The sequence below is a fragment of the Flavobacterium sp. genome (assembly GCF_031363805.1).
In the GTDB taxonomy this organism is placed as follows: Bacteria; Bacteroidota; Bacteroidia; order Flavobacteriales; family Flavobacteriaceae; genus Flavobacterium.
Map to the genome: position 1 here is coordinate 1 of NZ_JANLVD010000236.1, position 2,639 is coordinate 2,639.

Below are 2,639 nucleotides of genomic sequence, written 5' to 3' on the forward strand. Positions count from 1 at the left end.
ATTCAAAAAAGGAAAACAAGTTGATTATGTATTGGGAGAATGGGACGAAACTGAAAAAGAAAAACTTCCCGAAAGGCTGAAAATGGCAATTGAAGCTGTAAAATGTTTTGTACTTTCAGGGTTGGAAAATGCTATGACAACATATAATGGAAAATAATAACAAAGAGATTAATATTGTTAAATAATATAGTTGAATTATTTTTATTGTTTTTTTATTATATATTTACATCTTTAACTAAATTAATAAACTATGAAAAAAATTATCTTACTTTTAGTAATAGTATTCTGCTTTGCAAATACTATCAGCGCTCAAAAGATTATAGGAGATAAATTTGTTTTTGGCAAAAAAATAAACGCAGAAAACATTTCACCTTCAGGTCATATTAGATGCGCTTCAAACGAATACGAAGAATATTTAAGAGAGCAAAATTCTAAAATGGGGACCAGAGTACAATTTGAAAGCTGGATTTCTAAAAAAATCGAAGAACAAAAAGAATTTCAAACCGTAGCTTCTCAAAGTGGTGGAATAATTTATATTCCAGTTGTTGTTCACGTTATTCATAATGGGGATGCTTATGGAGTTAGCGAAAACATAACAGACGAGCAAGTACAATCGCAAATCACCGTCATGACTCAAGATTTTAGAAGAATGTCTGGAACACCAGGTTTTAACACTAACCCAGTTGGGGCAGACACACAAATAGAATTTGTTTTAGCAAAAGTAGATCCAAATGGAAACCCTACAAATGGAATAAACAGAGTAAATTTATGCCAAGAATCGTGGTCCACTGCAGACATAAACACAACAGTAAAACCAACTACAATTTGGGATGCAACCCAATACATGAATATGTGGTCTGTTAATTTTACAGATGCTAGTTTATTAGGTTATGCGCAATTTCCTTCTACTTCAGGATTAGGCGGGCTGGATGCAAACGGTGGTGCTGCTAACACGGATGGCGTTGTGGCAAATTACAATACTTTTGGTTCACGAGTAATTGTACCTGGAGGAATATATGGGGGAACTCTATATGACGAAGGCAGAACAATGACGCATGAAGTTGGTCACTTTCTAGGTTTACGCCATTTATGGGGAGATGGGGATTGTACTGTTGATGATTTTTGTAATGATACCCCAAACTGTAGCGGTCAATATTTTTCTGGAGAAGGAACAGCAGGATGCACCAAGCCAGTACAATGTGACGGACTTGAAAGGCAAACTGAAAATTATATGGATTATTCGGACGATAGTTGTATGAATATTTTTACAGCAGATCAAAAAACAAGAATTACTACTGTTATGAATAATTCTCCAAGAAGATCAACTTTAAAAACATCGACAAAAGATTTACCAATTCCTCTTTTTGCAAATGATGCCGAAGTCAAAATTGAATCATACTGTTCTGCTGGAGCAAATTCAGCATGTGGTCCAGCAATACCAAACCAACATAAAATAATTTTATACAACAGGGGAACTGACAACTTAATAACAGCTTCCATTAGTCACAATGAAGGCGGTGCAAGTACAGTTTTAAACTGGAGTGGTAATTTAGCTCCAAATAAATATGCAATTTTACTAGTAAATGCAGTTTTAACTACTGGAACTTTTAACGCTTCCGTTACTACTGCCAATAGCGTTGCAGATCAAAGAAATACTAACAACGCTGCTTCTAAAACATTTACATTCACAGCACCAGTAACTCCACCAAATTATAATTTCACTGATTATACTTTCACTCTTGTTGGGGATAGATATGGTAACGAGACTACTTGGAATATTAAAAATGCCTCAGGAACCATCTTGTACAGTGGTGGACCATACACAAGGTTGGCAGCATCTGGAACACAACCTTTGGTTACCAATGCAGCTTGGAATTTGCCTACAAATGGCTGTTACACTTTTACAATAATAGATAGTCAGAATGACGGTATAAATTCTACTCCAACAAACTACGGAGCAGGGTTTTATAACTTGAAAACAAATGCCGGAGCAGTTGTTGTTTTTTCTAATACCACATTTTCAACTGGATCATCTATACATAGCTTTACTAACGGAACGCTAAGTACAGATTCTTTTGATTTGTTAGCAGGTACGGTTTTATATCCAAATCCAACAACAGATATTTTAAATATTTCTATTCCAAACGTTTTTGATTTGCCAAACGAATTTGAAATTTTTAATAGTGTTGGTCAGTCCATAGGGAAAAATAAAATAATGAAAGAATCAGATTTAAGCTTTAGCACAGCAAAATTTGCTAACGGAATCTATTTTATAAAGATTAACAAAGACGATAGCACAAAAACGTTACGTTTTATTAAAAAATAAATTTTTTTAAATCTAAAAAAGGATTGATTCATTTCAATCCTTTTTTTTTTGAATAAAGTCTTAACTTTGCGCAACTAAAAAAAACAGCTTGAAAATTTTTCATTCCATTTCCGATTTTAATTGCAATAAAAAAACAATTGTTACTTTGGGTACTTTTGATGGTGTGCATTTGGGACATCAAAAAATTATAAACCGCCTTTTAAATAGCGTTTCTAACGATGATTTAGAAACGGTTGTTCTCACCTTTTCTCAACATCCTAGAACAGTTTTGCATGCAGACGACAAAATAAAATTGCTAAACACCAATGAAGAA

General features: G+C 33.7%; 2 protein-coding genes and 1 pseudogene. All 3 read left to right on the plus strand.

Annotated elements, in window-relative coordinates; all coding sequences use genetic code 11:
* A pseudogene (locus tag RMN92_RS12340) lies at positions 1–157 on the plus strand (aminoacyl-tRNA hydrolase); the annotation flags it as partial.
* Between the two features lie 93 nt (positions 158–250).
* The gene (locus RMN92_RS12345; protein WP_309609744.1) at positions 251–2,326 is read left to right on the plus strand and encodes a M43 family zinc metalloprotease; all 2,076 of its coding nucleotides are present in this window, start codon (positions 251–253) and stop codon (positions 2,324–2,326) included.
* An 88-nt stretch (positions 2,327–2,414) separates the two neighbouring features.
* The coding region (locus RMN92_RS12350) for an adenylyltransferase/cytidyltransferase family protein (RefSeq protein WP_309609745.1) at positions 2,415–2,639 on the plus strand (225 nt) is incomplete at its 3' end.